The sequence below is a fragment of the Endozoicomonas sp. SESOKO2 genome, from assembly GCF_024606245.1.
In the GTDB taxonomy this organism is placed as follows: Bacteria; Pseudomonadota; Gammaproteobacteria; order Pseudomonadales; family Endozoicomonadaceae; genus Endozoicomonas_A.
Window position 1 is genome coordinate 1 of the sequence record NZ_JAHHPQ010000548.1, and the last position, 3,447, is coordinate 3,447.

4 protein-coding genes and 1 pseudogene are annotated in these 3,447 nt (G+C 44.0%); all 5 read left to right on the plus strand.

Annotation, left to right across the window (positions count from 1 at the left end; all coding sequences use genetic code 11):
• Positions 1–324 precede the first annotated feature (324 nt).
• The gene (radC, locus tag KDK17_RS13420; RefSeq protein ID WP_257254240.1) at positions 325–1,020 is read left to right on the plus strand and encodes a DNA repair protein RadC; all 696 of its coding nucleotides are present in this window, start codon (positions 325–327) and stop codon (positions 1,018–1,020) included.
• A 390-nt stretch (positions 1,021–1,410) separates the two neighbouring features.
• Positions 1,411–1,647 carry a 50S ribosomal protein L28 gene (rpmB, locus tag KDK17_RS13425; RefSeq protein WP_257254239.1) on the plus strand — a complete coding sequence of 79 codons (237 nt, stop codon included), beginning with the start codon at positions 1,411–1,413 and terminating at the stop codon, positions 1,645–1,647.
• Positions 1,648–1,667: 20 nt separating this feature from the next.
• Positions 1,668–1,835: a 50S ribosomal protein L33 gene (gene rpmG / locus KDK17_RS13430; RefSeq protein WP_034834535.1), complete on the plus strand. Its 168-nt coding sequence runs from the start codon at positions 1,668–1,670 to the stop codon at positions 1,833–1,835.
• Between the two features lie 134 nt (positions 1,836–1,969).
• Positions 1,970–2,142: pseudogene (locus tag KDK17_RS13435) on the plus strand (U32 family peptidase); the annotation flags it as partial.
• 363 nt (positions 2,143–2,505) lie between these two features.
• A partial coding sequence (locus tag KDK17_RS13440; RefSeq protein ID WP_257288264.1) for a hypothetical protein occupies positions 2,506–3,447 on the plus strand: 942 nt, incomplete at its 3' end.

Below are 3,447 nucleotides of genomic sequence, written 5' to 3' on the forward strand. Positions count from 1 at the left end.
ACAGAGACAGAAACACAGTCACAGACTCAAACAGAGACAGAAACACAGTCACAGAATCAAACAGAGACAGAGCAGACACAGACACAAACTCAGACACAAACAGAGACAGAGGAGACAGAGAACACCCTGTGTCATTGTAGATGTCGCCTCTTTTGATTCATGACTCTCAATTACTAAAAGTTCTGCGCTTCGCTGATGCGGCGTTAAAAAGTACGGGGTTGTACGCTCATTCGACAAATCAGGGAATTTTCCGGGTTTTGGGAATTTTCCGGGTTTTATTGTGTCTGAAGTGGCACCAACTTAACAGTCGATACTTCAGACCTTATGACTCAACACCTTCAGGGCACAGCCATAAAAGCACTTCCGGAAGAGGAACGTCCCAGGGAAAAGCTGATCTCTCGCGGGCCTCAGGCACTCAGCGATGCTGAGCTGTTGGCAATTCTACTTCGCACTGGCTACAAAGGCACTCATGTCCTGACCCTCGCGTCCCAGCTGATTCAGCACTTTCAATCACTGAGTGGTTTGCTTTGTGCAACACCTGCGCAATTACAAACTTTAAAAGGCCTTGGAAAAGCAAAAGCGACTGAGCTCAGTGCCATTCTCGAAATCTGTCAGAGAGTACTCTCTGAAAAAATGTCTGAGCAAAGCACGATCAACTGCCCGGATGCCACCCGTCAATATCTTCAGCTGCATTTCAGGGGCTGTCAAAGAGAAGAGTTTGCCTGCCTTTTTCTGGACACACGGCACCGGGTTCTGGCTCTGGAAACCCTGTTTCAGGGCACACTTGATGCGGCGCCTGTCTACCCCAGAGAGGTGGTAAAAAGAGCCCTGGAGCTCAACGCAGCGGCCGTTATAGCCAGCCATAATCATCCATCGGGTGACCCACAGCCCAGTCAGGCTGATATAAGAATCACCGAAACCCTCAAGAAAGCACTGGCATTGCTGGATATCAGACTACTGGACCATATTATCATTGGTAAAGGCATATCGGTTTCTCTGGCGGAGCAAGGCATTATGTGAATCCGACCGGAGCAGTCAACATTCCCGCATCTCCAATGGCGATGGGTATAATGCTGGCAAGATTCAAAAGGTTTCCTACAACACAGGTACGTGATAATCAGGTACCCTGACGCCACAAATATCGTTTTTTACCACTATAGATTCCTTTCAAATCAGTGGATAATTCAGCCTGCGACTCCTTGCAAAACTGACTTTTCAGTCCGGCAGGAGCCTGACCGAAAATAGCGCCCAACTTGCACCAAAGCCTTGACTTTGATATAAAGCGCGGTCTTTGTATATGGGTAGCTGCTGAGAGTTCTGACTCTTGACATTGGGCAGACCTGCCCGAAAACGAACAACGGAATCCTCCGGCCTCATGGCTGGGTTTTTTTGGTTTGAGAGGCCACTACTATGTCCAAAGTTTGTCAGGTTACCGGCAAGCGCCCGGTTACCGGGAACAACGTTTCCCACGCGCACAACAAGACCAAGCGTCGTTTCGTGCCCAACCTGCACCACAAGCGTTTCTGGGTAGAGAGCGAGAAGCGTTTCGTTCGCCTGCGTGTATCCGCTAAAGGCATGCGCATCATCGACAAGAAAGGTATCGACACCGTTCTGGCCGAACTGCGTGGTAACGGTCAAAAAATCTAAGATAGCGGGAGCAATCAGTCATGGCTAAAGGTATTCGTGAAAAGATCAAGCTGGTTTCGTCGGCTGGCACTGGTCACTACTACACCACAACCAAAAACAAGCGTAACACTCCAGACAAGCTGGTGTTCAAAAAGTACGACCCGGTTGTACGCAAGCACGTTGAGTACAAAGAATACAAGATCAAGTAAGATCCCGGGTTCTTTCCGGCCCGATGTTCTGTCGGGCCCGCTTTTCCCTGACCACACCGTCACAAACTGCTTATTTTCTGTCGTTTTCACACTGATCTAATGCCCGACCGTGCACTGAACAGAGCATCTGTAGTATGAAACCGGAACTCCTATCGCCTGCCGGAACCCTGAAAACATGCGCTACGCATTTGCCTATGGTGCTGACGTAGTGTACACAGAGCAACCCTGATACAGCCTCAGAGTTCGCAACAACGACTGCAAAAATGAAAGCCTGCAAAAAGGCATTGATGAAGCTCTCGCGCCGGGAGCGCTGACCGAGAACAGTGCCCGTAGCGAGGAGGGATGAAAATGCACGCTTATGTCATTCTTGAAAATTATCTTCACCTTGTGGCTATTCATCAAAACCCGGTGAAAAGAGGTAATGTCGATAGGGCGGAGTAACGGAGTTATCCCAGCGCAAGTAATTACGTCGGCGTTGAAGGTTTGTTAGAGGTGGATCGGTTATGGTGAGTCAGGTATGCGTTCCCACGCTGGTGCGAGGGAGTCACAGATTGGCCCAAAAATGCTCTTAATTGAACTTTTAGTACAAGCAGAAGTCTAATGAATAATTCAATCAATAGTAAATTCTAAAAACCATTTACAAAAAATTAATGAAAGGAAGCTCAAAATTATGAACATGGAAGCGCTTGGTTTAATTTCAAAGGTCCTGTTTGACGTACATGACAGAGGTGCCTACCTGATGCATTCAGGCAATGGCAAATCTGTGGAACCCGATTTAAAAATTAAACTCATGAAAGTTTATGATCAGCAAAACCTTAAATATTCCAGTAAACTTCCGAATGACACACCTATCAATGAAAGAACTATTGAATTCATTCATATATTACCCACTCTTGCTCAAACCTCTGATTTTTTTGATAGATCAAACAGGCATGCTGAAAATTTCTGCAGAGCGATAGAGAGTAATATTGCTGATTCAAAAGAAATACAAGACGCTCTAAAAGAGCTCAATAAGCAAAAAAGATCGAAGAAGATCAATTTACAAGAATCTTTAAGGGAACTTAAAGGTGTCGGAAACTTCATGGAATCAATTCTAAACAAATTAGACAACGAAGTTACGATAACTGATAATGAAAAAAAAATATTCAAGTTTCTGTTAGCCAACATATTGAAGATTGATCAAAATACAGACAATTCAAATGTAGAGTACATTATTAAAACGTTGACAAAATATTTTCATCCTGATAGATGCTCTGGTAAGAATAGTGATTTATATTCCTGCATTTTAAGCAATGGACTCCGTATTATCGGTCACATAAAAAATTTATGGGATGTCGACAAAACAGAGATTTCCAGAAGTCAGAAGGGTATTAGCCATGAATTACCTAATGACTCTTTGATAGAATCGATTGCCAACCTAAACAAAATTGACAACTGCTATCGACTCAAAACTTATGAAAAAATAAAAAAAGAGATGCTGGCACTCAAGGCTAGTGATCTAAAAGATAACTACAAAGAAAGATTATTAATGTCGATTATCCAAGCCAATTCATCAGCTCTGATGAAAATAATGATAAATCACCTAAGTATTAATAATTTAAAAGTCAATAAT